This window comes from Thermoflavimicrobium dichotomicum (genome assembly GCF_900114055.1).
GTDB lineage: Bacteria > Bacillota > Bacilli > Thermoactinomycetales > Thermoactinomycetaceae > Thermoflavimicrobium > Thermoflavimicrobium dichotomicum.
Genome location: NZ_FORR01000001.1, coordinates 181,943 through 208,759, shown reverse-complemented (window position 1 = coordinate 208,759; position 26,817 = coordinate 181,943). Strand labels below are relative to the sequence as shown.

At 41.5% G+C, this 26,817-nt stretch carries 28 protein-coding genes and 1 tRNA gene; 26 read left to right on the top strand and 3 right to left on the bottom strand.

Annotation, left to right across the window (positions count from 1 at the left end; all coding sequences use genetic code 11):
* Positions 1-235 precede the first annotated feature (235 nt).
* The 18 genes from BMZ78_RS00975 (at position 236) to BMZ78_RS00885 (ending at position 15,300) form a co-directional block, all read left to right on the top strand.
* Complete coding sequence (locus BMZ78_RS00975; RefSeq protein WP_093227182.1) at positions 236-832, top strand: non-canonical purine NTP pyrophosphatase; 597 nt, start codon at positions 236-238, stop codon at positions 830-832.
* 59 nt (positions 833-891) lie between these two features.
* Positions 892-2,106 (top strand): ATP phosphoribosyltransferase regulatory subunit, encoded by a 1,215-nt coding sequence (gene hisZ / locus BMZ78_RS00970; protein WP_093227181.1) that lies wholly within the window; start codon positions 892-894, stop codon positions 2,104-2,106.
* On the top strand, positions 2,069-2,701 hold the full coding sequence (hisG, locus tag BMZ78_RS00965) for an ATP phosphoribosyltransferase (RefSeq protein WP_093227179.1): 633 nt from the start codon (positions 2,069-2,071) through the stop codon (positions 2,699-2,701). Before hisZ ends, hisG begins: the two co-directional genes overlap by 38 nt.
* Positions 2,701-3,987, top strand: coding sequence for a histidinol dehydrogenase (gene hisD / locus BMZ78_RS00960; RefSeq protein ID WP_425263902.1), 1,287 nt, complete (start codon positions 2,701-2,703; stop codon positions 3,985-3,987). Before hisG ends, hisD begins: the two co-directional genes overlap by 1 nt.
* On the top strand, positions 3,978-4,583 hold the full coding sequence (hisB, locus tag BMZ78_RS00955) for an imidazoleglycerol-phosphate dehydratase HisB (protein ID WP_093227176.1): 606 nt from the start codon (positions 3,978-3,980) through the stop codon (positions 4,581-4,583). The genes hisD and hisB overlap by 10 nt, the downstream gene beginning before the upstream one ends.
* On the top strand, positions 4,583-5,206 hold the full coding sequence (hisH, locus tag BMZ78_RS00950) for an imidazole glycerol phosphate synthase subunit HisH (protein WP_175482223.1): 624 nt from the start codon (positions 4,583-4,585) through the stop codon (positions 5,204-5,206). The genes hisB and hisH overlap by 1 nt, the downstream gene beginning before the upstream one ends.
* Positions 5,203-5,946 carry a 1-(5-phosphoribosyl)-5-[(5-phosphoribosylamino)methylideneamino]imidazole-4-carboxamide isomerase gene (hisA, locus tag BMZ78_RS00945; protein WP_093227173.1) on the top strand — a complete coding sequence of 248 codons (744 nt, stop codon included), beginning with the start codon at positions 5,203-5,205 and terminating at the stop codon, positions 5,944-5,946. Before hisH ends, hisA begins: the two co-directional genes overlap by 4 nt.
* Entirely contained in the window at positions 5,943-6,701 is a 759-nt protein-coding gene (hisF, locus tag BMZ78_RS00940; RefSeq protein ID WP_093227172.1) for an imidazole glycerol phosphate synthase subunit HisF, read from the top strand. The genes hisA and hisF overlap by 4 nt, the downstream gene beginning before the upstream one ends.
* Complete coding sequence (hisIE, locus tag BMZ78_RS00935) at positions 6,698-7,330, top strand: bifunctional phosphoribosyl-AMP cyclohydrolase/phosphoribosyl-ATP diphosphatase HisIE (RefSeq protein ID WP_245739681.1); 633 nt, start codon at positions 6,698-6,700, stop codon at positions 7,328-7,330. Before hisF ends, hisIE begins: the two co-directional genes overlap by 4 nt.
* A 676-nt stretch (positions 7,331-8,006) precedes the next feature.
* Complete coding sequence (locus BMZ78_RS00925) at positions 8,007-9,698, top strand: tetratricopeptide repeat protein (protein ID WP_175482222.1); 1,692 nt, start codon at positions 8,007-8,009, stop codon at positions 9,696-9,698.
* Between the two features lie 11 nt (positions 9,699-9,709).
* Positions 9,710-10,036, top strand: coding sequence for a thioredoxin family protein (locus BMZ78_RS00920; protein ID WP_093227167.1), 327 nt, complete (start codon positions 9,710-9,712; stop codon positions 10,034-10,036).
* A 218-nt stretch (positions 10,037-10,254) separates the two neighbouring features.
* Positions 10,255-11,136: an RNase adapter RapZ gene (gene rapZ, locus BMZ78_RS00915; RefSeq protein WP_093227166.1), complete on the top strand. Its 882-nt coding sequence runs from the start codon at positions 10,255-10,257 to the stop codon at positions 11,134-11,136.
* A gap of 12 nt (positions 11,137-11,148) precedes the next feature.
* Positions 11,149-12,138 (top strand): gluconeogenesis factor YvcK family protein, encoded by a 990-nt coding sequence (locus tag BMZ78_RS00910; protein ID WP_425263901.1) that lies wholly within the window; start codon positions 11,149-11,151, stop codon positions 12,136-12,138.
* Between the two features lie 12 nt (positions 12,139-12,150).
* Positions 12,151-13,089 (top strand): DNA-binding protein WhiA, encoded by a 939-nt coding sequence (gene whiA / locus BMZ78_RS00905; protein WP_093227163.1) that lies wholly within the window; start codon positions 12,151-12,153, stop codon positions 13,087-13,089.
* A 52-nt stretch (positions 13,090-13,141) separates the two neighbouring features.
* Complete coding sequence (locus BMZ78_RS00900; RefSeq protein ID WP_093227161.1) at positions 13,142-13,399, top strand: HPr family phosphocarrier protein; 258 nt, start codon at positions 13,142-13,144, stop codon at positions 13,397-13,399.
* A gap of 202 nt (positions 13,400-13,601) precedes the next feature.
* Complete coding sequence (locus BMZ78_RS00895) at positions 13,602-14,234, top strand: hypothetical protein (RefSeq protein WP_093227160.1); 633 nt, start codon at positions 13,602-13,604, stop codon at positions 14,232-14,234.
* A 125-nt stretch (positions 14,235-14,359) separates the two neighbouring features.
* Positions 14,360-14,881, top strand: a complete 522-nt coding sequence (locus BMZ78_RS00890; RefSeq protein WP_093227158.1) for a helix-turn-helix domain-containing protein — start codon at positions 14,360-14,362, stop codon at positions 14,879-14,881.
* 53 nt (positions 14,882-14,934) lie between these two features.
* A complete protein-coding gene (locus BMZ78_RS00885) occupies positions 14,935-15,300 on the top strand; it encodes a hypothetical protein (protein WP_093227157.1) in 366 nt (121 codons plus the stop codon).
* 143 nt (positions 15,301-15,443) lie between these two features.
* Here the strand turns inward: BMZ78_RS00885 and BMZ78_RS00880 are convergent, their stop codons facing one another.
* Both BMZ78_RS00880 and clpP read right to left on the bottom strand, forming a co-directional pair.
* Complete coding sequence (locus BMZ78_RS00880) at positions 15,444-15,773, bottom strand: antibiotic biosynthesis monooxygenase family protein (protein ID WP_093227155.1); 330 nt, start codon at positions 15,771-15,773, stop codon at positions 15,444-15,446.
* Positions 15,774-15,864: 91 nt separating this feature from the next.
* Positions 15,865-16,455, bottom strand: a complete 591-nt coding sequence (gene clpP, locus BMZ78_RS00875) for an ATP-dependent Clp endopeptidase proteolytic subunit ClpP (protein ID WP_093227154.1) — start codon at positions 16,453-16,455, stop codon at positions 15,865-15,867.
* 384 nt (positions 16,456-16,839) lie between these two features.
* Between clpP and BMZ78_RS00870 the strand changes: the two genes are divergently transcribed.
* The 6 genes from BMZ78_RS00870 to BMZ78_RS00845 all read left to right on the top strand — a co-directional run bounded on the left by BMZ78_RS00870 (position 16,840) and on the right by BMZ78_RS00845 (position 23,052).
* The gene (locus tag BMZ78_RS00870; RefSeq protein WP_093227152.1) at positions 16,840-17,838 is read left to right on the top strand and encodes a beta-ketoacyl-ACP synthase III; all 999 of its coding nucleotides are present in this window, start codon (positions 16,840-16,842) and stop codon (positions 17,836-17,838) included.
* Entirely contained in the window at positions 17,828-19,000 is a 1,173-nt protein-coding gene (locus BMZ78_RS00865; RefSeq protein ID WP_093227151.1) for an ATP-grasp domain-containing protein, read from the top strand. The genes BMZ78_RS00870 and BMZ78_RS00865 overlap by 11 nt, the downstream gene beginning before the upstream one ends.
* On the top strand, positions 18,997-19,986 hold the full coding sequence (locus BMZ78_RS00860) for an NAD-dependent epimerase/dehydratase family protein (RefSeq protein ID WP_093227149.1): 990 nt from the start codon (positions 18,997-18,999) through the stop codon (positions 19,984-19,986). Before BMZ78_RS00865 ends, BMZ78_RS00860 begins: the two co-directional genes overlap by 4 nt.
* The gene (locus BMZ78_RS00855; RefSeq protein ID WP_217644977.1) at positions 19,983-20,831 is read left to right on the top strand and encodes an MBL fold metallo-hydrolase; all 849 of its coding nucleotides are present in this window, start codon (positions 19,983-19,985) and stop codon (positions 20,829-20,831) included. The genes BMZ78_RS00860 and BMZ78_RS00855 overlap by 4 nt, the downstream gene beginning before the upstream one ends.
* Positions 20,828-22,144 (top strand): F390 synthetase-related protein, encoded by a 1,317-nt coding sequence (locus tag BMZ78_RS00850; protein ID WP_093227146.1) that lies wholly within the window; start codon positions 20,828-20,830, stop codon positions 22,142-22,144. The genes BMZ78_RS00855 and BMZ78_RS00850 overlap by 4 nt, the downstream gene beginning before the upstream one ends.
* A 77-nt stretch (positions 22,145-22,221) precedes the next feature.
* Positions 22,222-23,052: an alpha/beta fold hydrolase gene (locus BMZ78_RS00845; RefSeq protein WP_093227145.1), complete on the top strand. Its 831-nt coding sequence runs from the start codon at positions 22,222-22,224 to the stop codon at positions 23,050-23,052.
* A 60-nt stretch (positions 23,053-23,112) separates the two neighbouring features.
* On the opposite strand, the gene BMZ78_RS00840 is transcribed toward BMZ78_RS00845, so the two are convergent.
* Positions 23,113-23,187: transfer RNA gene (locus BMZ78_RS00840), tRNA-Arg, on the bottom strand.
* Between the two features lie 382 nt (positions 23,188-23,569).
* Here BMZ78_RS00840 and BMZ78_RS00835 point away from each other — a divergent pair.
* The gene (locus tag BMZ78_RS00835; RefSeq protein WP_093227143.1) at positions 23,570-25,054 is read left to right on the top strand and encodes an amidase domain-containing protein; all 1,485 of its coding nucleotides are present in this window, start codon (positions 23,570-23,572) and stop codon (positions 25,052-25,054) included.
* Positions 25,055-25,318: 264 nt separating this feature from the next.
* The gene (gene rpoN / locus BMZ78_RS00830) at positions 25,319-26,689 is read left to right on the top strand and encodes an RNA polymerase factor sigma-54 (protein WP_093227142.1); all 1,371 of its coding nucleotides are present in this window, start codon (positions 25,319-25,321) and stop codon (positions 26,687-26,689) included.
* The last annotated feature ends 128 nt before the right edge of the window (positions 26,690-26,817 follow it).

Sequence of the window (26,817 nt, the reverse complement as noted above, 5' to 3'; positions counted from 1 at the left end):
AGCATTGGTTTTAGCTATTAAGAGTCTGAAAAACGATACCGAAATATAAATTTTGCCAACAATCAGACAGGCATCTATTTTAGGTGCTTTTTTTGTTCGCAAATTTCAGCGCATAACTGCATGTAAGCATTTCTTTTCATTCGTACATCAGTGTTTTCCCTGCCATTTTATATAATAGGAGCATAAAGGGTTAGTATAACAAAGAGAGCGTTAAGGACATGAGGAGGGGAAGCAAATGAAGATTTTGTTTGCAACCAGTAATCAGGGGAAATTGTCAGAAGCAAAGGCGGTTTTGGAGCCATTGGGATTGGAAGTGGTTCCTTTTCCTCTTTCATTGATTGAAACGGATGCGGGAACAGTCAAAGAGGTCGCTTTGCAAAAAATAAAACAAGCGATGGAGCAAGGTTATGATCAAGTGATGGTGGATGATGCCGGCATTTACTTTGCGGCTTATCATCAATTTCCGGGTGTGTTAACGAAGCGGATTTTTAATGGAATCGGCTACCGTGGCATTGCCAAACTTCTGGCAGGAGAGAATCGAGAGGCTTGGTTTGAAGGTACAGTAGCTGTTTGTTGGAAGGGACAAGTTCAAACATTTTCAGGCATTACCAAGGGACATATTATTGACCCGCTAACCGAAGATATACAGCCAGTGCCGGGATTCCCATTTGATTCTGTTTTTATTCCAGAAGGAGAACATCATGTTTTAAAAGATCTTCCTATGGAAAAACGTTTATTTTATTCATATCGTCGCAAAGCATTGGAAAAAATGGCTCACTGGTTATTCCTTCATGAAAAGAAAAATGGTCAACAAGATACATACATGTTATAATAATGGCAATATCTCTTTAGTATATTAGCAAACTAAAGTATCTATGGAGCAGTGATGCGATGTCTAAATTAAGAGGCTTTGAAAAACCAACCGGATTTCACGATATGCCGCCCGAGTTGGCGCGCAAAAAGCGAATACTGGAAGAACGTGTTCGGAATCAGTTTGAGCGTTGGGGATATGAAGAAGTTCTAACTCCAACATTAGAGTTTTATGACACTGTTGGTAAAGCCAGTGCGATTTTAAAAGAAAAAATGTTTAAATGCATGGACCAACAAGGCAATACCCTGATTCTGCGTCCGGATCAGACAGCACCGATTGCCCGGATGGTGGCTTCTGTTCTAAAAAAGAAGCCCTTGCCACTTCGGTTATCGTATCATTCGAACGTGTTTCGAGCACAAGAAAATGAAGCGGGAAGACATGCTGAATTTTATCAATCCGGTGTTGAATTGATCGGATTGCCAAACACCGAGGCCGATGCTGAAGTGATTGCGCTAGCCATTGAGGCTCTTCAGGCGTGCTATCTGGAATCATTTCAATTGGCGATTGGTCATGTCACTTTGTTAGATGGATTCATTCGCGAACGTATCAAGGATGATTCAGCAGTTTTGCGCCTGAAAGAATATTTGGGGCAACGAAATATGGTGGGATTTCATCAAGAGCTTGATCTATTGGGAGTAAGTGAACGAACCAAAAAGGAATTGGCTATTTTGCTGCGGATTTCACCAGGAAAAGAGCAACTGTTGCATATTCGCAAGTTGACTCACTCTCCTCAAGTACAACAAGCAATTGAACAGTTAGAGGAGATATGGAATCACTTGGATGGATATGGTGTTACTTCTTCGATCGTATTTGATTTCAGTCTGATCGGTCAAATTCATTACTATACAGGTATGTATTTTGAAGGTTATTCGACAAATCTGGGGTTTCCATTGTTAAGTGGAGGGCGTTATGACCAATTGCTTTCCTGCTTTGACCGTCCTCTTCCAGCGACCGGATTTGCACTGGATATCAATCGTGTGATGGAGGCCAGTCCATTCACAGGTGATTCACCAAAACGATTCATTATTGGTTATAAGCCTTTGTACCATAGACAGGCTATAAAAAAAGCGATCTCCCTACGAAAAGAAGGAAATGTGGTTATCCTTCATCGGCTGGATGATGCGTTTTCATATAAAGAGTGGGTGACAGAGCAGGATCGGGTTATTTTGCTGACTGGAGAGGGGGAAGAGAGGTACGATGTTAACGATTGCGATGCCGAAAGGAAGAATCTTTGAAGAAGCCCTGTGTTTATTACGTCAAGCAGGCTTGGCGATTCCGGAAGAGTTTGCGGAACACTCCCGAAAGCTGACATTAACATTACCAGAAGCAGGACTTTCCTTTTTTTTAGCCAAACCGATGGATGTACCTACTTATGTTGAATATGGTGTAGCGGATATTGGGATTGTAGGAAAAGATGTGTTGTTGGAAGAAGAACGGGATGTATATGAACTGCTGGATCTGCAGATCAGTCCCTGTCGCCTGTCAGTCGCTGGAAAACCAGATTGGAAGCCTCCACTATATCCACGAGTGGCGACCAAATATCCGCAGGTAGCTACTCGTTATTTTAAAGAACAAGGTCAACAAGTGGAAGTGATTCATCTGAACGGTTCAATTGAACTGGCTCCAATAGTGGGATTGGCTGATCGGATTGTGGATATTGTTTCAACAGGAAGAACGCTGAAAGAGAATGGATTGGTTGAACTGGAAGTGATTGCAACCGTTACCTCTCGCTTGATTGCGAATCGGGGAAGTTATCGAATGAAAACACAGATGATCACTTTCCTGTGTGAACAGTTAACGAGTGTAATTCAGGAAGGGGTTTCTGTATGATTGCCAAGGTGACACGCGATGAACTGACGAAACGAAAACGGTTGGAATCTCGTCATCCAAAGGAAGAGCAGGTTGTGCGAGAAATCATACAATCAGTGCGTGAACAAGGGGATTCCGCACTTTATCGCTTGACCGAACAGTTTGATGGTGTCAGGTTATCTGCACTCCAAGTAACTCCAGAAGAGATTGATGATGCCTGGTCGCAGGTTGAAGAAGATTTTGTCCAAGCTTTGAAAGAAGCGGCCGAACGTATTCGCTCCTATCATGAAAAGCAGAAAAGAAATTCCTGGTTTGAACCGGCAGAAGATGGAACGATTTTGGGACAACTGGTTCGGCCTTTAACCAGAGTGGGAGTGTATGTCCCAGGTGGCAAAGCTGCTTACCCATCAACCGTACTGATGAATGTGATTCCCGCATTTGTGGCAGGCGTGCCTGAGATTGTGATGGTAACACCACCTTTACCAGATGGAACCGTGTATGCTCCTACCTTGGTTGCGGCTTATATTGCCGGGGTACACACGGTGTACAAGGTAGGAGGGGCACAAGCGATTGCCGCATTGGCTTATGGAACAGAGACCATTAAGCAGGTTGACAAGATTGTAGGACCCGGGAATATCTATGTGGCTTTAGCCAAACAAGCGGTGTATGGGCAGGTGGATATTGATAGTATCGCAGGACCTAGTGATGTCACCGTAATTGCTGATGAAAAAGCGAATCCAGCTTATGTGGCGGCAGATCTCCTGGCTCAAGCGGAGCATGATCCACTTGCTTCTGCCATTCTGCTCACACCTTCTTCCCGACTGGCTGAACAAGTGGTGGTTGAACTTAAACGGCAATTGGATTCTTTGGAACGCAAAGAAATTGCTGCCCGTTCTTTACGTGATCGTGGCGCGATCTGTATTACACAAGATCTGAATGAAGCGTTTGCGATCGCCAACCAGATAGCCCCCGAACATTTGGAGCTGTTGATTGAGTCTCCGTGGGATTGGATACATCAAGTAAAAAATGCTGGAGCCGTTTTCTTGGGTCAATATAGTCCAGAAGCAGTTGGCGATTATTTTGCCGGGCCAAATCATGTTTTACCTACAGAAGGAACAGCTCGATTCTTTTCCGGGCTGGGTGTGGATAGCTTTGTAAAACGGGTGAGTGTGGTCGCTTATAGTCGGGAAGCATTGTTCAGGGATGGTCCAAAGGTAATGACATTGGCTCATGCTGAGGGCTTGGGAGCACATGCTGCTTCCATATCGATTCGACTTGAGACTGGGAAGGTTGGTGAATGGGATTGATGGAGTCATTCGAACGAGTTGGGAGAGTAGAGCGTAAGACTTTTGAGACGGATATTTCTTTGACTTTTCGGATTGATGGGACTGGAAATACATCTTTGTCGACAGGGGTTCCATTTTTAGAGCATATGTTGGATTTATTTGCCAAACATGGTCATTTTGATTTGGAAGTCAAAGCGAAAGGGGATATCGAGATCGATGATCATCATACTGTAGAGGATATTGCGATCTGTTTGGGACAAGCGTTAAGGCAAGCACTTGGGGATAAAAGAGGAATCCGCCGTTATGGAAATAGCTTTGTTCCCATGGATGAAACCTTGGGACAAGTGGTCATCGATTTGTCGAATCGCCCTCATCTGGAATTTCGTGCCGAGTTTCCCTGTCAACAGGTAGGAACATTTTCGACGGAGCTCGTTCATGAATTTTTTTGGAAGCTGGCGATCGAAGCACGGATGAATTTGCACGTCATTTTACACTATGGTCGCAATACGCATCATATGATTGAAGCATTGTTCAAAGCATTGGGCCGCGCATTGGATGAGGCAACCCAGATTGATCCACGAGTAACGGACGTACCTTCATCGAAGGGGGTTTTATGATGTTTGCCATTATTGATTATGGCATGGGAAACTTGCATAGTGTCAGCAAAGCATTGGAACGCATGGGAGAGTCATGTATCATTACCAGTGATCCACAAGTATTGAGAGAAGCAGACGGTTTGATTTTGCCGGGAGTCGGTGCGTTTGGAGACGCGATGTATGAATTGGCAGTACGTGGTTTGGATTCGGTTATTAAACAAGAAGCCATTACTGGAAAGCCGATCTTGGGAATCTGTTTGGGTATGCAGCTGCTTTTTACTGGCAGTGATGAAAATGGGTATTATGAAGGGCTCAATCTTTTACCAGGGCATGTCGTTCGTTTTTCTGGCGATCTCCTTGTACCCCACATGGGATGGAACTGGCTTTCTTTTAAACATCCACACCCGTTGTTCCGAGGGATTTCTGAAGGATATGTTTACTTTGTTCATTCATATCATGTTCAAGCGACAAATCCGGAAGATGTAATTGCAACAACTGATTATGAACATCCAGTAACGGCAATCGTGAATCGAAACAATATTTATGGGATGCAATTTCATCCTGAAAAAAGTGGAGAATTAGGCTTGCAATTATTGCATCAGTTTATACGTTTGGCTAAAAAGACGGGAGTGGAAGCACGATGAGTTTTACGATTTATCCGGCCATTGATATCCGTGGCGGAAAGTGCGTTCGCCTAAAGCAGGGAGATTATGGTCAAGAAACCGTCTATGGTGAGGATCCTCTACAAATAGCGGAGCAATTTATCCAGGCAGGTGCAGAATGGATTCATGTCGTAGATTTGGATGCCGCTCGTTCAGGTGAATTGATCAATCTGCCTGTGATTAAGAAATTGGTACAAAATAGCTCGGTTCCCGTACAAGTGGGGGGCGGAGTACGGGATATGGAGCGGCTGGAAAGATGGTTGGACCTGGGAGTCCGTCGTGTGGTGATTGGTTCAGCAGCTATTGATAACCCTTCTTTTGTCCGGCAAGCTTTAGAACGATATGGTTCGCAGATCGCTGTGGGGCTTGATGCGAGAGAAGGGTATGTGGCTACGCATGGATGGTTGGATACTTCTCATGTCAAAGCGGAAGAGCTGGCTTGTGAAATGATACGGTATGGAGCGGAAACGTTTATTTTTACGGATATTTCTCGTGATGGCATGCTGTCCGGGGTCAATATAGAAGCAGTTGTGGCTCTTGCTGAAGCGACAAAGAAACAGGTGATCGCTTCAGGCGGGGTTCGCTCTTTAGAGGATATTGAGCGTTTGCTGGCTGTTCGGCCCAAAGGAGTGGCTGGTGTCATTATTGGAAAAGCCTTATATACAAACAAAATTCGACTAAATGATGCCATTCAAATGGTAAGAGAGGCGAAAGCGAGATGATTACCAAACGCATTATTCCCTGTTTGGATGTGAAAGATGGACGGGTCGTGAAAGGTGTTTCGTTTGTCAATTTACGGGATGCAGGTGATCCCGTAGAGCTGGCTGCTTACTATGATCGGGAAAGAGCGGATGAACTTGTTTTTCTCGATATTTCTGCATCGCATGAAGGGCGAAAAACCATGATTGAAGTGGTAAAACAGGCGGCAGCAGAATTAAGTATTCCCTTCACAGTAGGTGGGGGAATTGGCACAGTGGAGGACATGTTTCAATTGCTTCGGGCTGGGGCGGATAAGGTATCGATCAATACGGCAGCAATTCTGGATCCTGGATTAATCGAAGAAGGAGCGAGACGGTTTGGCAGCCAATGTATGGTTGTCGCCATTGATGCCAAATATGATCCGGCATTGCAAGACTGGGTTGTTTATACACATGGCGGAAGAAATAGAACCGAACGAAAAGCAATCGAATGGGCGAAAGAAGCAGTGGAACGTGGAGCAGGTGAAATTCTTTTGACGAGCATGGACTGTGACGGACATAAAGATGGTTACGATTTGGCATTAACCCAAGCTGTTGCCGACACGGTACAAGTTCCTGTGATTGCTTCAGGTGGTGCAGGCAATGAACAGCACTTTTATGAAGTATTTACCAAAACAAAAGCAGCAGCTGCCCTGGCTGCATCGATTTTTCACTTTCAAGAGGTATCTGTCGGGAGTGTGAAGTCTTATCTGCAAGAGCGGGGGGTGGAGGTTCGGTGAAGGTGAATCTGGATCCAGCACAAATCAAATATGATGATCGGGGTCTTGTGCCTGCTATTGTACAAGATGCAAAAACCAAAGAAGTTTTAACATTGGCTTATATGAATAGAGAATCTTTGGCTCTGACAATCGAAAGTGGAGAGACATGGTTTTATAGTCGCTCGCGTCAGCAACTATGGCATAAAGGAGAAACGTCAGGACATACACAAAAAGTGGTATCATTGCATTACGACTGTGATCAGGATGCCGTGTTGGTTCAGGTGATTCCCCAAGGACCTGCCTGTCATACAGGAGCTTATAGCTGTTTTACTGAAATGAAACATGCAAAAACAGATCGATTCCAGATTCTGACCCAATTGGAGCAGCTGATTAAAGAGCGAGATGAACAGCGACCAGAAGGGGCATATACGACCTACCTGTTTGAAAAAGGATTGGATAAGATTTTAAAAAAAGTGGGTGAGGAAGCAGCGGAAGTGATAATAGCAGCTAAAAATCAGTCCCATGACGAATTACGATATGAAACTGCCGATTTGCTTTATCATTTGCTCGTTTTATTACAAGAAGCAAAATTGCCGTTGGATGAGGTTTTACATGAGTTAGAGAAAAGGCATGTCAAAACCACCACATAAATCGTGGTGGTCAACCCCCGCTTCTTGGCAAAAACGTTGAGGCTTCAAGTGGATTTGCTTCGTCCATGTTCCTGTGTCGCTACAAAGCGACTTTTTCTTTTAGAAAAGAGTATATTTTTATTCCTTCTATTTCTTTTTGGGTTTTGCTAGAGAAATACGATATAATAGGGAAAATTATGAACGAATCGTGGATGATCTTACCTCATTTGGAGGAGTGAGTGATGTCTGAATCAATCGGCTTGAAACAGGATATCTCTAGACCTGTAGTGGTTTCTCAGGATGTTGGTCATGTCAAGCCGGGAAATTGGCTGTTTCGCTGGACCCTCCGTTAGTGTTTTTGATGGGAAGAGTCCGGCTCATCATAAGGCAAAAATAACACCTATGGTTGAAGAAGTTCAGGGGTATACTCTTATTATTATTGAGGACATGATTAATACAGATGGGACCATTGTGAACCTACTACAAATTCCATTTCCTTTCAACCTCAATATTCTATTCGTTTTACCATTTTATCGATGACTCTACTGCTCATTCAGGCCATTTAGCAGGTTCGGTTCTATTACAACATTGTTTCGGTACTTAATCCTTAACTGTATTTTAATAAAAAGTATGATATACTTTTTCAGTCAGATACCATCCCACCAGTAAAACTATGCTGGCTGGTTGGAGGGAAGTTATGAAAAGGTCACAAATTGGATTGGATAGCGAAGAGAAAAAAGTGGTTCGCCTTCGGTTTGATGCGGGTTTCTTTTTTGAACGGGCTGTCCGATCATTAAATCGTCATCAATATGAAAAAGCATTGAAATATTTTCGCCTTGCAGTGGAAAAAGAGCCGGACAATCCGGTCAATCACTGCAATTTAGCGGGGATTTTATCTGAATTAGGCCGATATGAAGAATCCAATAAAGTGTTAGAAACAGTATTAAATGAAGTGGATCCCAACCTGCATGAATGTCTCTTTTATATGGCGAATAATGCAGGGAATATGGATAATTTGGAGCTGGCAGAAAGCTATTTGCTTGAATATCTAAGCAGGGATCCTTATGGAGAATATGCCGAAGAGGCGGAAGACATGTTGTACATGCTCTCATTGGAGCTGGGACGCCCCCCGAAGGAACCCATTCCAGTTGAACTTCCTCTTCATATCCAAAAGCATGAAGAAGCTTATCGATATCTGGAAACGGGTAACTTTTTGCCCGCCATTGATTTGCTAAAAGAAATTATCGAAATGCAGCCAGATTATTTACCGGCTTATAACAATTTGGCTCAAGCTTATTACTATATGGGGAAAATTGAGGAATCATTGGAATTGATTGATCAGGTTTTAAAGAAGGACCCCACCAACCTGCATGCCCTTTGCAACTTTGCTGTGATTAGCGATGCGATGGGAAAAGTGTCTTTGAGCCAACGTATTATTCAAACACTCAAAAATTTGGTTCCAATGCATAAGGAACATGCTTATAAATTGGCATTGACGATGGGAACATTGGGAGAACACGAAGTCGCCTACAAATTGTTCTCTCTGCTTGCTAAAGTAGAGATCCTGCCCGAACCGGATCTTTATCACTATGCAGCTGTCTCCGCATGGAATACAGGCAGGCTGATTCAAGCCCGCCGTTATTGGAAAAAAGCATTGGCTTTAGACCAACAATCAGGTGTACCCCTTTTCTATTTAAAGCAAGTGGAGAAGCATCTCAATCATCCGGATCATACTCGTCCAGTTGTGAGCTATGACTATCGGATTCCTGAGGAGAAGAAGGATATTCCACCATCTGAACAACTGGAAGAGTTGTACTCAGACCCCAGTTTTACGCAATTTCTTTATAATCTGCTCGATGAAGGGCATGATCATGATAAATTCGGGGCCATCCAGACATTGGCTCTCCTTTCACCCGAAGATTTGGAAGAGAAATTGCGGGAGATTCTGTTACGTCCAGGCGAAAATATGCAATTGAAAAAGATGGCTCTTTTTACTTTACAGGATATGAATGCAGAGCCCCCGTTTATGATGAATTATGAAGGGTATAAACTACAAATAGAACGAGTTTATTTGCAAACCGATTTTTCGCTATGGAAGAAAAAGTGGGACCAGGTTTGGGACTGCTGTTTAAAACATATGCAAGATGCTTCTAGCAAAGAAAAACAAAAGGCCAAGGCACTCTGGAAAAAGCAGATGGAAAATGGAATTCCGACCGTTCATAAAGTAGAAGGATGGGCGGCCGCCATTGAATATCTTGCCATCAAACAGGATCAGCAAGCGGTGACCAAAACATCTCTTGCTCAAAAATACAATATTTCTGTTTCGACTGTAACAAGGTATATTAAGCAATTATCATCTCTAGCTGATGAAATTTTTGATAAAAAGTGAGGAGTGTAGCGATGAAAAAGCTTGGAGTGGAAAGCTTTTCTAAATTTGTACAAATGGGTGAAAAGGTGGTCGAATTTACAGCGGATTGGTGCCCTGATTGCAAACGGATTGAACCTGATTTACCTGAGATTGAGCGGAAATTTGCAGATCGTTATGAGTTCGGAATTCTGGATGTTGATGAAGCCACACAGATTGCCGAACAATATAATGTGAAAGGAATTCCTACTTTCCTGATTTTTAAAGATGGGGAAGAAATCGGGCGTTTGCCTAGCCGAGATGCAAAAACAAAAGAACAAATTGAAACCTTTTTGGAAGGAATGTCACAAAAGAAATTATAAAAGCAGGAGTCAGCTTTTTGGCAAAGGATAAAATGGCTGGGGGGGCTTTGTCGTCATCCTGAGTCAGCGAACTGACGCAGGGAATTCCTGCGTTTTTTCTTTGACCTGATCTTCTATTACTGTAATGCGCAACAGGGATTTGCAATCATTGGCAAAAAAGGAATGATCATACATAAAAAACTACGTTATAATAGATGTAACATTAAGAGTGAAAGGTGATGGCTGTGAATACCGATAAAGAATTGAATTTAGTTGTCATCACCGGAATGTCCGGCGCTGGTAAAACGGTTGCAGTACAGAGTTTGGAAGATCTGGGTTTCTTTTGTATCGATAACCTTCCTCCGGTCTTATTGCCGAAGTTTGCGGAGTTGTTGGAGCAATCGGAGGGGAAGCTCCGGAAAGTTGCCTTGGTGATTGACTTAAGAGGTAGAGAGTTTTTCTCATCGTTATTTGATTCATTGGAAATGTTGGAAAAGATTCATGGTATTCATTATCAAATATTATTTTTGGACGCAGATGACCAAACCTTGGTTCGCCGCTATAAGGAAACAAGAAGACGACATCCTCTTTCTCCGGATGGTACACCACTTGATGGGATCGTTCAAGAGCGCAAGCTGTTAGAGGAAATAAAAGGACGAGCCCACTATATTATTGATACCAGCCAGTTAAAACCCAGCCAGTTAAAAGAAAAAATTGTTGCTCATTATTCCCAGGTTGGTCAAGTTGGGATGACAGTTCATTTTATGTCTTTTGGTTTTAAATACGGTATTCCGATTGATGCGGATTTGATCTTTGATGTCCGCTTCTTGCCGAATCCACATTATGTAGATTCACTCCGGCCACATACGGGGAAAGATCCTGAAGTGTATGATTATGTGCATAAATGGACGGAAACGAAACAGTTTTTGGATAAACTGGTGGATTTATTGTCCTTTCTACTTCCTAACTATAACCGGGAAGGAAAATCACATCTAGTGGTTGGAATCGGTTGTACAGGTGGAAAACATCGTTCTGTTGCGATTGCTGAATATTTATATCGCATGTTTAAAGAGAAAGAGCATTGCCGAGTGACACATCGAGACATCAAGAAAGGCGGATAAAAAAAGGTGTCGATCGTAGGTGACTTGAAAATAGCCCGTCCGCATATTGTATGCATCGGTGGAGGGACGGGTTTGTCTGTTATTTTAAGAGGGTTGAAAAAATTACCTGTTGAGATTACAGCGATTGTAACAGTGGCCGATGATGGAGGTAGTTCGGGGCGTCTGCGTAATGATTTGCAAATGCCTCCTCCTGGTGATATACGCAATGTTTTAATTGCTCTGGCAGATACAGAACCGCTTTTGGAAAGTATCTTTCAATATCGTTTTGAAAATGGTGAAGGACTGAAAGGTCATACACTTGGCAATTTAATGATTGCTGCCTTAAAAGAGATTACAGGTGACTTTACACGGGCTGTGAAAGAAATGAGTCGGGTTTTGGCCGTGCGCGGTCGTGTCTTGCCCGCAAGTGAACAAGATGTTACCTTAATTGCGGAAATGATGGATGGAACGATTGTAAAAGGTGAATCACAAATTCCTAAAATGGGTAAAAAGATACGGCGGGTTTTTCTTCATCCTCCAGAGCCAAGACCGCTTGAAGAAGCAGTTCAGGCGATTGCTGATGCCGATGGGATTGTAGTGGGACCTGGAAGCCTCTATACAAGTATTCTCCCCAATCTTTTGGTAAAAGATATGACCGAATCCATTCGTGCTTCACAGGCTTGCAAAATTTATGTGTGTAATGTCATGACCCAACCGGGAGAAACGGATCATTTTACGGCAAGTGATCATGTTCGAGCGATTTATGATCATGTGGGAGAGCAGTTATTTGACTATGTGATTGTAAATGATGAAGTACCTCCATTAGAAATTCAAAAGCGATATGCAAAAAGCAATCAGTGCATGGTCAAGCCAGATATTAAACAAATTCATAAAATGGGTTGTCAAGTGCTGGCGGATAATTTATTGTTATATCAATCGGTGTTAAGACATGATGCGGATCGCATTAGCAGGCATATTGTACGGCTAGTCCAAGAGCGCCTCAGACAACTACAGAGCGGATAGAAGGGATGAGTCATGTCCTTTACTTCAACAACCAAAAAGGAATTAACACAGGTACAGACAGATGACTGTTGTAAAAAGGCAGAGTTGTCTGCTTTGGTGCGGATGAACGGAGCGCTCCAATTAAAGGAAAGACGGATGGTTTTGGATTTTACAACCGAAAATCCAGCGACTGCTCGGCATGTATTTTCTTTGTTTAAGTATTTATATCAAGTGCAACCGGAAGTGCTGGTACGTAAAAAAGTCCGGTTAAAGAAAAATAATGTTTACTTGATTCGACTCTCTTCGCAAGCAGAGATGATCCTTTCGGATTTGCATATATTAAAGGAAAATAGCTGGGAACGTATCAGTGGTATTTCGCCAGAGTTAATCAAAAAGCCATGCTGTAAACGAGCTTATTTACGTGGTGCTTTTTTGGCAGGAGGCTCTGTCAACAATCCGGATAGCGCATCCTATCATTTGGAAGTGGTTTCAACGTATCATGATCATAGTGAAGCACTTTGTCAACTTATGAATTCACTTCGTCTTCATGCTAAAATAATTGAGAGAAAAAAGGGCTATGTTGTATATATTAAAGAGGGAGACAAGATTGGTGAGTTTTTAAACATTATTGGAGCTCATCCATCCCTTCTGCGCTTTGAAAATGTTCGCATCATGAAAGACATGCGTAATTCTGTCAATCGCTTGGTCAATTGTGAAACAGCTAACTTGAATAAAACCATTCAAGCAGCCATGCGACAAATTGAAAATATCGAGTTGATTGACAGAGAGATCGGCTTGGATCAATTGCCCGCACGTTTACGTGAAGTGGCTGAAGCGAGAAGAAAGTATCCAGAGGTAAGTCTATCTGAATTGGGGCAGTTACTGCCAAGCGGAAAAATAAGTAAATCCGCGATTAATCATCGATTGCGGAAACTCGATGAGATGGCAGATCAACTACGAAAAATCCAATAAAGTGAGGTGAATAATCTGTTTCGCATATAATGGATGCGTAACAGAGAAAGGCATGGTAGAGAAAAAAGTGATTGTCAATTTGGAAGCTGGATTGCATGCACGTCCTGCAGCAGCGTTTGTACAAAAAGCCAATCAATTTTCCTCCCAAGTGTTTGTAGCCAAAGGGAATAAAAAAGTAAATGCTAAAAGTATCATGGGAGTCATGAGTTTGGCTGCTTCAAAAGGTACGGAAATTGTGATTAGTGCAGAAGGTCCCGATGCGGAAGAAGCAGTAAATGCATTGGCTGAGATCGTTTCGAAAAAAGAGTAATTGGACAATATCAAGCTTTTTTATGCAATACGTGCCTATCCATATGATGGATAGGCCATTTTTATTCATTTTCCATCCATTTTTTTCAAGTTATACAAAAATCTGTACCAAATAGGACAAAGGGATGTCACATTTAAGCGGATTAGCATAACCAATTATTGTATATGATGGGGATATCAAACAATAGGATATGGAGGAGAATATGGAAGCTCTTTTCTATCCGATATTAACCGTCATTTACTTTATTTTGTTTATACAGATTTTTCGTTATTCCCGTGAATCTGAATATTGGGGAACTTCTTGGCTGCTTTTTCTTATTCTTTGCCTATTTTTCCGGTATTTCAGTTTATCACTTGGAACAGGAATCGGTTTTAATGAAATGCTGGAGGCATTACATATCTTTGCTTATGTTGTGTATGTTGTTCTAATCCCATTACTTGTGTTTGTTGCGCTTGATATTGTACGACGTGTGCATGTCGACTGGGGTGAGCGTCTAAGTACAAAGGCCATTTTTTACAGCTACTTTCTTATAGCTGTAATATTTGGAGTGTATACCGAGTTTTTGCGGTCAGATTCTGCCAAGATCATCCTTGATCCAATTCCTGCTACGTTATTCCTTGCACTGCTTCCATTATTCATTGTCGGTTGGGCATTGTGGATCCAGCAGCGCTGGCCATTCATGCTATTGGGGATGGTGACCGGTTTTTGTGGAATCGGTATCGGGCGGTTATTGAATAACGAATGGGTTTACGCCATATGTGAATGCCTCTGTATATGGATATTGGTTTTAACAGAAAAGAGGCTGATCACTAAAGAGTTCCATCCTGTTCCATGAAATGAATGGATTGCTTTCGCTTGAAATAAAGTGAAAGCTTTTTCTGTTCGAATCATTGACGAAGGTGAATACAGTTTATTATCATTATTAAGAATAAAAATATGAGGTGGGAATCATTCCTGATTATGAAAGCAGAGTTATTATTGCATCCGATCCGTATGCGGATTATTCGCGCCTTTGTTGGAGGAAGAAATCTCACAGCTCAGCAGTTAATCGACTTGTTGCCAGATATTCCTCAAGCCACTTTGTATCGTCATGTGAACAAGTTGCTCCAGGGAGGCATTTTACAAGTTGTACAACAAAGGCAAATTCGTGGGGCGCTTGAGAGAGTATATGCTTTGGCTGAACATGCATTGCAAGTTCCGCCTGCTTCTGATCAGCAGGAAACCCAGGCTGACTATGGACAACATTTTTTAGGGTTTTTAGCTGTGCTACAATCTGATTTTCAGCGCTATATGGATCAAGTGTCGTGTGATACTCAAAAAAATGGGATATTCTATCAGCAGGTACATTTAAATCTTTCGGATGATGAGTTCCAAGAACTGATTGACCAGCTACATGCACTGATTGAACATTTTTTACAGAAAGAACCATCTCCAAAACGTCGAGCCCGCATATTCTCAACGATTGTAATTCCTGATTCTTGAACCGTATGAAATTCCCCTTCCTGCACAAAATAACAGCAGGGAGGTGGGGAGTTGTGAAGTGGAGAACAGTGTTCCTCATTCCGCTCATCTTATGTTTAACGATGGCTTGTCAACGTTTTGAGAAGCCCACGGAAAGAGAAGGGTTGGATAATGACAGTCAATCTTACAGTTATGTGGGTTATTCAGACAGCCGTATGAAGGATGCAGCACGAAATGTGGATGGAGTACAGGATGTTTTGGTTGATTATAATTGGGATCACATTGTGGTTACTGTAATCCCAAAACCTCATGTCAAAGAAAGCGAATATCCACGGATTATTCGTCAGGTGCGAAAAGAGATTTCAGAGTCAAATATTATTAATCCATTTCGAATCCAAATCAAAAAAGCAAATGAAGTCAAACCTTATCAGTCCAATTAGTAATAAACACCTAAGCTCAGGTATTGAGGATGTTGACAAACAACGGGATTCTTTTTCCGTCTTTGGGGTTTCCTTTATTGCAATGATGGTCAGAATCCATCTTTGTCAACAATCTGAACACTTGAGCTTAGGTTTTCATATTTTCAGAAATTCGAATTGTAGTCTTTTTCTACCTTTGCAACTCTAACCTGATATCCTTGATACCACTTTTCTTTTCCTTTTTGTTGAGCGATTTGATGGAATGTATGTTGTTTCCACTGTTTGATCGCATCAAGGGATTCCCAATAAGAAACAGTGATTCCTAACCCATTTGCACTTCTGGCACTTTCTACTCCCAAAAAGCCCGGTTGGTCTTTGACTAATTCAAGCAATTGATTGGACATTTGATCATATTCGGAGTGTGTTTCTGGTTTTTTGGAAGTAAATATGACTGCATAATAAGGCGGTTTTGGAGTGGAAGCAAATGATGACATCGAGGGCAGCTCCTTTAAGAATATGTAAAATTAGGGATATCTATTAGGATATCCCTGATTCATCCTAAAACAGTTGGCAAATTATTTTTTATTATTTATCGGATTTATTTGTGAGTACTTTATCAATTAAACCGTATTCCAAAGCTTCATTAGCGGTCATGAAGTAATCTCGATCTGTATCTTGTTCAATTTTTTTCAGAGGCTGGCCGGTAAACTCAGAAAGTAACTTGTTCAGGTTTTCGCGCATACGCAAAATGCGTTGAGCACGAATGGCAATATCAGAAGCCTGACCTTGTGCCCCTCCTAAAGGTTGGTGGATCATGATTTCACTATTGGGAAGTGCATATCGTTTTCCTTTCGCTCCAGCTGCAAGCAAGAAAGCTCCCATGGATGCAGCCATTCCAATGCAGATGGTGGATACATCTGGCTTGATGTGCTGCATCGTGTCATAGATGGCCATTCCTGCTGTGATCGAACCACCTGGTGAATTGATATATAAATGGATATCTTTTTCTGGATCTTCGGCTGCCAAGAATAGAAGCTGAGCCACAATGAGATTGGCTGAATCATCAGTTACAGGTCCACCTAAAAGGACGATCCGATCTTTTAATAAGCGGGAATAAATATCATATGAACGTTCACCACGACTTGTTTGTTCTACTACAATGGGTACTAAATTCATGTCTCTCTCCCCTTTCTAGGGTTATAAAAAGAGAAGAAATTCTTCCCTCATTTATATCATAATCCATTGGTCAAAAAAGGTCAAATAAAAAATGAAGTCCATTCATTTGTTGTGGAATGTTGATAAAGTTGTGAAGAAATCAGTTCCTTGCGGAGTTCCTTTCGATGGAAATGGATACTCTTCCTATTTCATATACAATTTTCTAAATATTTGATTAATAGTGCGAATTTTTCTTCATCCTGTTTTTATCAAATGAACACTACCGAATGGAAACAACAAGATTCTTGAAACGGGCGCTGCTTGATTAAAATGAAAATAGTTTGACAAATATAGAGTATTATTTCATAATTAAATGGATATCTTAGTGAAAATAGAGGTGTCTTGATGAAACCGCGTCGTGTGCGTATTATGGGAGTGGGAAGATATTTACCCAAGCGAAAAGTGACAGCTGAAGAGTTAGACCAACGGCTTGGACTGGAGAAAGGATGGGTTGCTAAAAAATCGGGAGTGATGGTCCGGCATTTTGTGGATGGAGAAACAAATTCACAAATGGGAGCACTAGCAGCCAAAGAAGCATTGAAAGAAGCTGGTCTGACACTTTCAGATATTGATTGTATCGTTTGTGCCAGTGGGACATCTGAGCAAGCAATCCCATGCAATGCTGCGTTGATTTATAAAGAGTTGGATCCAGAACATACAGGGATCCCTGCCTTTGATGTGAATGCGACTTGTCTTAGTTTTTTGACAGCTTTTGATCATCTTTCTTATCTGATCGATAGTGGCCGTTATCGATATATTCTGCTTATTTCTTCGGAGATTGCTTCCATTGGCTTGAATTGGAATCATAAAGAAAGTTGTGCTTTATTTGGGGACGGAGCAGCAGCAGTTGTGATTGGTCCGGCCAGTGAAGATGAACCTTCTTGCATTCTATCTTCCCGTATGGAAACGTATACGCAAGGAGCCCATTTATCCGAAATACGTGGGGGAGGAACCAGGTATCATCCTCGTACTTATCAAGACTCCCTCCACTTAGAGGATTTTTTATTTTACATGGATGGTGAAGCGATTTTTAGACTTTCTGCCAAAGTGTTACCTTCCTTTATGAAACGTTTGCTTCCTGATTCGATTACTCTCCAGGATATTAAACTCGTCATCCCCCATCAAGCCAGTATAATGGCGATGCGCCTCATGCAGAAACGCTTGCGAATTTCTCCAGAACAAATGTTTATCTTTTCACAGGAGATCGGAAATACCATTGCTGCTTCGATCCCCATGGGTATTTATGAAGCGGTTAAACGTCAGCGAATAAAAAGAGGAGACTTGGTCATGTTGGTAGGGACAGCGGCAGGATTATCAGTTGGAGGGATGATTTTTGTCTACTAAAACGTTCTTGCTGACGGGTGGACGAGCACCAGCTACATTGGAGTTGGCCCGTTTCCTGCATACAGCAGGACATCGCATTTTGCTTGCAGAAAGCGCCCCTTTTACCTTGTGTCAGGGTTCAAGGGCCATATCTAAAACATTTCATGTTCCTGCTCCGCGGTATGATCCAAAAAAGTTTTTATCTGAGCTGAAAAACATCGTGCTTAAAGAGAAAGTGGATATTGTACTGCCAACTTCAGAGGAGATTTTTACGGTAGCTTATGGAAGAGATTTACTAACGCCTTATACCCGGGTATGGACAGACAAGTGGGAGAAGTTAAATACCCTACATAATAAATGGACGTTTGTGAAGTTGGCCCAAAAGCTTGGTTTGCATGTTCCGCAGACTTGGAAAATCGAATCGGATCATGATTGGCGACAAGTCCGGTCAAATTTACCAGAAGGTATGTCATTCATTTTGAAACCTGTCTATTCACGCTTTGCGACGCGCATTTATCCATTATCTGATCGCGACCAGCCGCTACCTCCCATTTCTGTCCATTCGAAGCAACCATGGCTTGTTCAACAATGGATTTCGGGACGGCAAGTTTGTACATATGGTGTTGCTGATCATGGAAGGCTGCTTGCTCATGTGGCATATCAAACGGTATATACTGCAGGTAAAGGTGCTGGTATTACATTTACTCCCTATCAACAGACTCAGCTTCCATTTCTTGTGCAGAAAATAGTAGAAAAATTGCATTTTACTGGACAAATTTCTTTTGATTGGATAGAAACTCCAGAAGGAGATCTGGTATTAATTGAATGTAATCCTCGATTAACCAGTGGAATTCATCTGTTTCATCATAAAGACGGATTGGATCGTGTATTTGTTCAACCCGACTTTGTATCCTTCATTACCCCTCAAACAGAACAAAAAAGAATGCTGCGTCTAGCTATGTGTACGTATGGGATCGCTGCTGTTTCATCTTTTTCACAGTTCCAGGCGTGGTTAAAAACGATGTTTACATACCGTGATGTGATTTTTCGATGGAATGATCCCATCCCGTTTTTCTATCAATGGTTAAGCTTATTTTATTTTTGGTGCCAAAGTCGGAAGCATGGTATTTCAATGACAGAAGCATCAACGCATGATATCGAATGGAATGGTGAAATCGTATGAGAGTATTGGTGACAGGTGCTACTGGCTTTTTGGGGCAATATTTAGCACAGCGTTTGCACCAGTTGGGTTTTCAGGTGACCGCTACGGGCAGGAGTTGGCAAAAAGGGGCATGGTTGGAGGAGAAGGGGATCGCTTTTGTGGCAGCCAGTTTGGAAGATCGTTTGATGATGACCCGTTTATGTCGTGACAAGGATTATGTATTTCACTGTGGGGCGTTATCTTCACCATGGGGGGATTGGAAAGACTTTTACCAATGCAATGTGGTTGGAACAAAAAACGTGATTGAAGGATGTATGAATGGTCATATTAAACGATTGATTTATGTATCTACTCCAAGTATTTATTTTCGTTTTCAGGACCAGCTCGATATTAAAGAAGATGATCCATTGCCTGAGCGTAAAGTAAACGCTTATGCAGAGACCAAATGGCTAGCAGAACAAGCCATTGATCAAGCTTACCAACAGGGCTTGCCTGTTATTACGATTCGCCCGCGTGCTTTATTTGGGCCAGGCGACCAAACGATTATACCTCGGCTTCTCAAAGCAAATGAGCAACGCTTTATTCCACTCATCAATGAGGGAAAGGTGCTCATTGATCTAACCTATGTGGAGAATGTGGTTGATGCTTTACTGTTGTGTATGGATTCTCCACAAGACACTTTAGGCCAAAAATACAACATTACCAATGGAGAACCCATGCTGTTCATCGATTTACTGAAACAATTGTTTTCAGAGCTGAATCAACCCATGCGTTTAAAACCGATTTCTTTTACTACTGGTTATCTGTTAGCTGGTTTTCTGGAGTGGACGGCGAAGAAGGTTCTTGGAGGTAAAGAACCCCTTTTAACACGGTATGCGATCGGACAAATTGGTAAAAGCCAAACACTTGATATTTCCAAAGCACGAAAAGAGCTGGGATATGAACCCAGAATCTCGATCGAAGAAGGAATTCATCGATTTGTAGAATGGTGGAAAGAACAATCATGATTTCACTCAAATGGACTTTGTTTTATGGAGGGGCCTGCGTTCACCCGGAAAAGATCGTGTTATCGAAGGGGAAGTGGAAGAAACGTCTCTTTCCCGCTCTATTTTCACTGCTTATACATCCTGAGCATGGACCCATATTGTTCGATACGGGTTACACCCAACGTTTTCATACCGAGACTCATCGCTTTCCTTATCGATTGTATCGCATGGTTACACCTGTTCATTTCAAAGAGACAGATGCCGCTCATTATCAAATCCAGCAGCTTGGTTACAAGTCAGAAGAAATTCGATATATTATTCTTTCGCATTTTCATGCGGATCATATTGGTGGATGTATGGACTTTCCACACGCTACTTTTATTTGTTCGAAAAAAGCTTATCAGGCAGTCCAGGGAAAAACCGGTTTTTCAGCGGTGAAACGGGGGTTTATCCCTTATTTACTCCCCAATGATTTTAAAGAGCGTGTCCAGTTTGTCGAGGAATCTAAAAGGGTTTCAATTGAAGAGCGTTTTTCGCCATTTTTAGAAGGCTATGATCTTTTTGGAGATGGAAGTGTCATTGCAGTCGATTTACCAGGGCACGCTTTTGGGCAAATCGGTATCTTTTTTCAAAATGAACAGGCGAAACCTGTTTTTTTAGCAGCTGATAGCTGTTGGCTAAAAGAACAATATGAAGAAAAAGCTTTACCACATCCTTTGGCGAATCTTATTACGGATGACCCTCAAGCTTATCAAGAAAGTTTAACGAAAGTTCATTTACTATCCATCCGTCATCCTGAAGTCCAGATTGTTCCATCCCATTGCCTGGAAACCTGGCTACATCTAAGGGGGAATGGATCAACATGAAAGGGATCATGACTGTTTTCAAACAGTATATTCGAACGCGCTACCGCCCTTCTTTTCAGTCACGAACCCAATTGGAGGCCTGGCAACACAAACAGGTGATCAAACTTTTGCAATATGTTTTACCACGATCTCCATTTTACCGGGAGTATTATCAAGGGTTATCGTTAAGTGAGTGGCGTCAGTTTCCGTTGATTCACAAGAAGATGATGATGGAGCATTTTGATGAGTTGAATACGGTTGGGATAACGCAAAAAGAAGCGCTTCAGGTAGCACTTCGGGCGGAGGAAACACGTGATTTTACACCCATGATCCGGAATATCACAATTGGGTTGTCATCAGGAACTTCAGGACATCGTGGAATTTTTTTGGTCAGTGAGGAAGAGCGGCTTCGCTGGGCAGGAGCCATGTTGGCAAAGCTATTGCCTGCTTCGATCTTGTCTGGGCATCGAGTTGCCTTGTTTTTACGTGCGAACAGTAATTTATATACCAGTGTGGAACGGGGACGTATTCAATTTCGCTATTTTGATCTTGTGCGGCCAGTTCGAGAGCATATTGGATCCCTAAATCAATTTCAACCCACGATCCTGGTTGCCCCTCCTTCGATGTTGCGTTTTCTGGCAGAAGAACAACAGGCAGGACGGTTATCCATTCAACCTCAAAAAGTGATTTCTGTAGCGGAAGTACTAGACCCCTTGGATCAACAGAAAATAGAACAAGTATTTCAGCAAACCGTTCATCAGATTTATCAGTGCACAGAAGGATTTTTGGCGACAACCTGTGAGTATGGAACATTGCATGTGAACGAAGATATTGTCGTTATTCAGAAAGATGTCTTAGATCCCGTTTTGGGCAAGTTTTCGCCTATTATTACTGATTTTTCACGTTTAACGCAGCCGATTATTCGCTATCGGCTGGACGATATACTAACGGAAAAGAAAGAGCCTTGTCCATGTGGATCGATATTTATGGCGATCGAACAAATCGAGGGCCGCTGTGATGATCTGTTTTATCTTCCCTCTCTGTCATCTAGAGAGTTGGTCCCTGTTTTCCCTGATTTTGTGCGGCGGGCGATCATTTCTGTTGACCTGCCGATTGAAGAGTATTTGGTTATCCAACATCTCCCGGATCAATTAGAAATATCCTTGAAACTGAAAGAAGGGGATGTAGAGGAAGTAAAGAATGCAGTTCTTCAATCCATGCGAAAACTGTTTCATCATTTGGGTTGCCAGATGCCATCTGTGCAATTTACTCCATATGTTCGTGAGCCCAGTGCAGTCAAGCTTCGACGGGTAGAACGCCGGTTTTCTTTGTAGACGATGTTCTTTATGTAAAAGAAAGGAATATATGTTTGCTGTTTCCTGATCATATAAGGGTGAGGGATATAGAAAATATGGAACTCCAATTAGAAGGCGCCAAACTATATTATGAAGAATATGGTGCTGGTAAACCCATTCTCATTCTGCATGGCTTGGGATTAGATCATTACAGTATCATGATGAGCATGGAGCCCATCTTTAAAGAGAAGAAGCAGTGGAAGCGAATCTATCTTGATTTGCCAGGAATGGGCAAAAGCATAGGAGAAGATTGGATTCAAAGTTCTGATGATATGTTGCAAGTAATATTGCACTTCATCGAGCAGGTTATTCCCAATGAATCATTTGTATTGGTGGGAGAATCTTATGGAGGGTATTTGTGTAGAGGGATTTTATATCAAAAACCAGAGAGAGTAGATGGAATGTTACTGATCTGTTCACCCATTGAAGCAGAACGTTTCAAAAGAGAACTCCCTCCACATCAAGTGTTGGTTTATGATGAGCAACTAATCCATTCACTAGAAGATAAAGAGAAAGAACTATTTACTTCACTCGCTGTTGTACAAGATCAAAAACATTGGGAACGTTTTAAAGACATCCTCCAGTCGACACCAGCTCCAGATAGTGACTTTTTGCAAAAGATCAAAAAACAATATGCTTTTTCTTTTCCGGTGGACCAACTTTCCGAACCCTTTCAAAAACCAGTATTAATGTTGGCAGGGCGGCAAGATTCAGTAGCCGGTTATCGGGATCATTGGAAAATTATCGAAAATTATCCACGTGGTACCTTCGCTGTTTTGGATCGAGCTGGACATAACTTGATCATGGAGCAAAGCCATTTATTTGAATGCTTGGTAAAAGAATGGCTAGACCGAGTGAATGAAGAGCAGGAAAAAATGGCAGGGTAGGTAAAAAGAAAAACACCTTCTAGCATCATATTGATTGCTAGAAGGTGTTTTTTATAAGTTTGGTGCGCCTACCAGGATTCGAACCTGGGCACCTGGTTCCGGAGACCAGCGCTCTATCCCCTGAGCTATAGGCGCATATCAGGTGACAAATCGAATTATAGCATAAATCACTTACATCGGTCAATCACTCTTTTTTATTCTATATACATATAAATTTTATCAAAATAACAAGAATAAAATTTATAAATTTGGATAAATGGTGAAATGTTTCGGGGGGTTATTCCTTATTTTTGTGAAATTATATATTCTATATTATACATAAAAGAATCTATTAAAGATCAAAGGTGTCGATGATCCGAAACAAAGAAGGCAGATTTTTGAAAACGAGTGCTTTAAAGCTTTCTGGACGGCGAGAAGGGTCACGAAGACTCAAAAGTCTGCTTATATCTATATCTGAATTTTGGTAAATCGCACCAATGATGAAATATTGATTAGATTCTAGAAAAGAGGGAGCGCCTTGAAAAAGAAAGCATTGGCCTTGTTATTGACTGGGGCACTTGTGTTAGGTGGTTGTTCTTCTGGTACGGAGAAGGATTCTTCGAGCCAAGCACCAACAAAACAAGCGGCACCCGAAGTTGATAAAAAGCCTGTTAATCCAAGTTCGATTCAAGATGTTTTGGATGGCCCCAGTTATTATGAAGAAAGGGAAGTCAAGAAACCGAAAAACGCCGATGTTTCTTTAAATATTGTAAAGAAGCAAATTTCAAAAGGTAAGTCAATAAAAGAAAATATTGATGATCCAAATTTCCGTGATGCGGTGAAAGGAACTTTTGTCGGTGCAAGTAATCTTTCTAAAGCAGAAAAACAGGCTCTATGGGAATATATCAAGTATTTGAATGCCTATGAGACGAAATTGATCAATAAAAAAATCAAGGAATTGGTCGAAAAACTGAAATCAGGAAAAGGGACGAAAGAAGATCTGGCTCTCTTGCAGAGTTTACTCCCAGTAAAACCGGGAGTCCCCCTAAAAGATAAAGGAAAACCAAAGCCTGATTCAACTGATGAAAATAAGCAGGAGAAAAGTGAACAACCTGAATCAAAAGATCCTCAATCTTCGAATACCCCATCTAACGGAAATCAAAATCAAAATGGCGGTTCCGATGAACCTGGTTCTGCAACATCCGGAACCCCGGATACCAATCATCTAGCAAATCTACCTGCTGGAAGCGGTGGAAATCAGGCTGGGGATCAAAATGGCAGTAGCTCAAATTCATCCACCCATCCAAATCAAGGAAATCAATCAGATAGCGGACAAAATGGCCAAACTCCTCCGTCCAATGGAAACAATAACAATACCGGTGAGGGAAATAACAGTGGAACAACCACTGTAAATAATGGCGGAAATCAACTGCAACAACCTGGAGATCACAATAACCAAACTCCAGGTAACAGAGGGTCAGACCGAGACGAAGAAGGCAAAGGAAGGACGCAAACCAGGGATGAGCCAAATGGTTATAACCGTGCGAAAGCAAAAGCATATGCCTATAAATGGTGGAACAAACGGAACAATAAAGAGTATGGGTACTATAGTAAAGTAATGGGTGGATGCTATGATTGCTGGTATGACTGTACCAACTTTATTTCCCAGGTAATTAAAGCAGGAGGAATCAAGGAAGTAACAAAAGGAAATTCTTACTGGTACTATAGAGATCTGCCAAGCAAACCTTCTTATTCCTGGGGAGTAGCAAACTCCTTTTACAGTCATTTTAGAGGTCGGGCAAAAATGGTCGACAACATTTGGAAATTAAAGATCGGTGATGTAATCAGCTTTGACTTTGAAAATGATGGACGGATTGACCATACAGCTGTAGTAACAAAAGTGGATAATTTTGATGTATATGTAACGCAACATACAGAGGACAAAAAAGATAACCCAATTAGTTGGTTATTGTTATATGGTGTCAAAATGTATGCTTACGATATGGGAACAGCAAAAAACTAAAACGAGATGTAAAAGAGCGGGGTATGTTACCTCGTTCTTTTTATATTGAAATATTTATATTGCATTTACGCCCGTTTTTTGTGTTTTTTATGATAAAATAAAGACAAAAGAAAGTTGGTATTGAAACTTCTTTTTCGTTTAGTGAATTTTGTTGAACTTAAATTCAATCAGAGCGGGAAAAAGAGATCTAGATAGTAATGTGGGGGGCTTTGTTTATACTTCAGTAACGAAAATGGTTTGTTGGATAAAAGCGGAGGTGAACTTATGGCATTACAACTGAGCTTTGATTTGGTACAAGAACAACGCATGAAGTTAATGATGACACCCGAATTGCGTCAAGCCATTCAACTATTACAATACTCCGCGCCAGAACTGGAACAATATATTCAAGAACAAATAAATGAAAATCCACTCCTTGAATGGACAGGTTCTGAAGATGATGAAATGTGGAGAAAAAGAGCTGAAAGTTGGATCAATTATTTAAATAAAGGAAATATTTATGGTAAAACGACGCCCTCTTCTGAAAAGCATGATGATTTCATTGAACGTATCGCATCAGAAAGTGATTCACTATATGAAATCCTGTTAGAACAGTTAGGTGTTATGCGGTTAGACCCTCTTGTACGAAAAGTATGCACTTATCTGATTGGCAACCTGGATGAAAAGGGGTATTTAGATGTTGATTATCAAACCGCATGTAAGCGTTTTCAAATAGATTCTTCGATATGGGATACTTGTCTGGAAGTGTTACATTCTTTGGATCCAGCAGGGGTCGGAGCGAGATCTCTGGCGGAATGTTTGGTTATTCAGTTAAAACGCAAACCGAATCCGAATCAGTTAGCCATCGAAGTTGCACATCGTTACCTTCCTGATGTAGCGAAAGGAAAACTGAAAAAGATTGCACAGGAACTGGAAGTGGAAGTAATAGAGATCCAACAAGCTGTCGATGAAATTAAAAAGTGTAATCCCCGTCCCGGCGGAGGCTATTCAAGCAGGCCGTCCGTCATGATTTACCCTGATGTAGTCGTGGAGAAAAAAGCGGATGATTACTGTATCTATTTAAATGATCCTTATTATTCGGGTCTTAGGATGAATAAGGATTACATTCAACTTATTCGACAAGCACAATTGGGAAAATCCGCCACGGCTTATTTGAAAAACTGGATGCAATCTGCCATATGGCTGATGAAAGGAATTGAGCAAAGAAGAGAGACCATTTATCGGGTTGCCGAGGTGATTGTTAACAAGCAAAAGAGATTTTTTGAAGAAGGTGTTGACCATCTACAACCTCTGACACTGAAGCAAGTGGGAGATGAGCTTGGACTTCACGAATCCACGATTTCTAGAGCGACAAAGCATAAATATATGCAAACACCCCATGGTTTGTTTCCATTTCGTTTCTTTTTTCCATCAGGACTGGCTACTGATTCTGGAAAAGATTTGAGCATGAAAACGGTCAAGAATAAAATACAGATGTTAATCGCTAACGAAGACAAAACCAAACCGCTCTCTGATCAAAAAATTGCCCATCTGTTACAAGAGAAAGGAATTCATATCTCTCGCAGAACAGTAGCAAAATATCGGGAGGAACTGGGAATACCATCATCTACCGCCAGAAAGAGATACAATGATTGAAAAATGAAACAGGATCGTTCCCGTCTCTTGCAAGCCTCTTTTAAGATGAGGTAGAATATATGTGAGACGTTTGACAATGCTATCAAAAAAATCAGGCTGTAAGGAAACAAGGCTGATTCGAACAAACA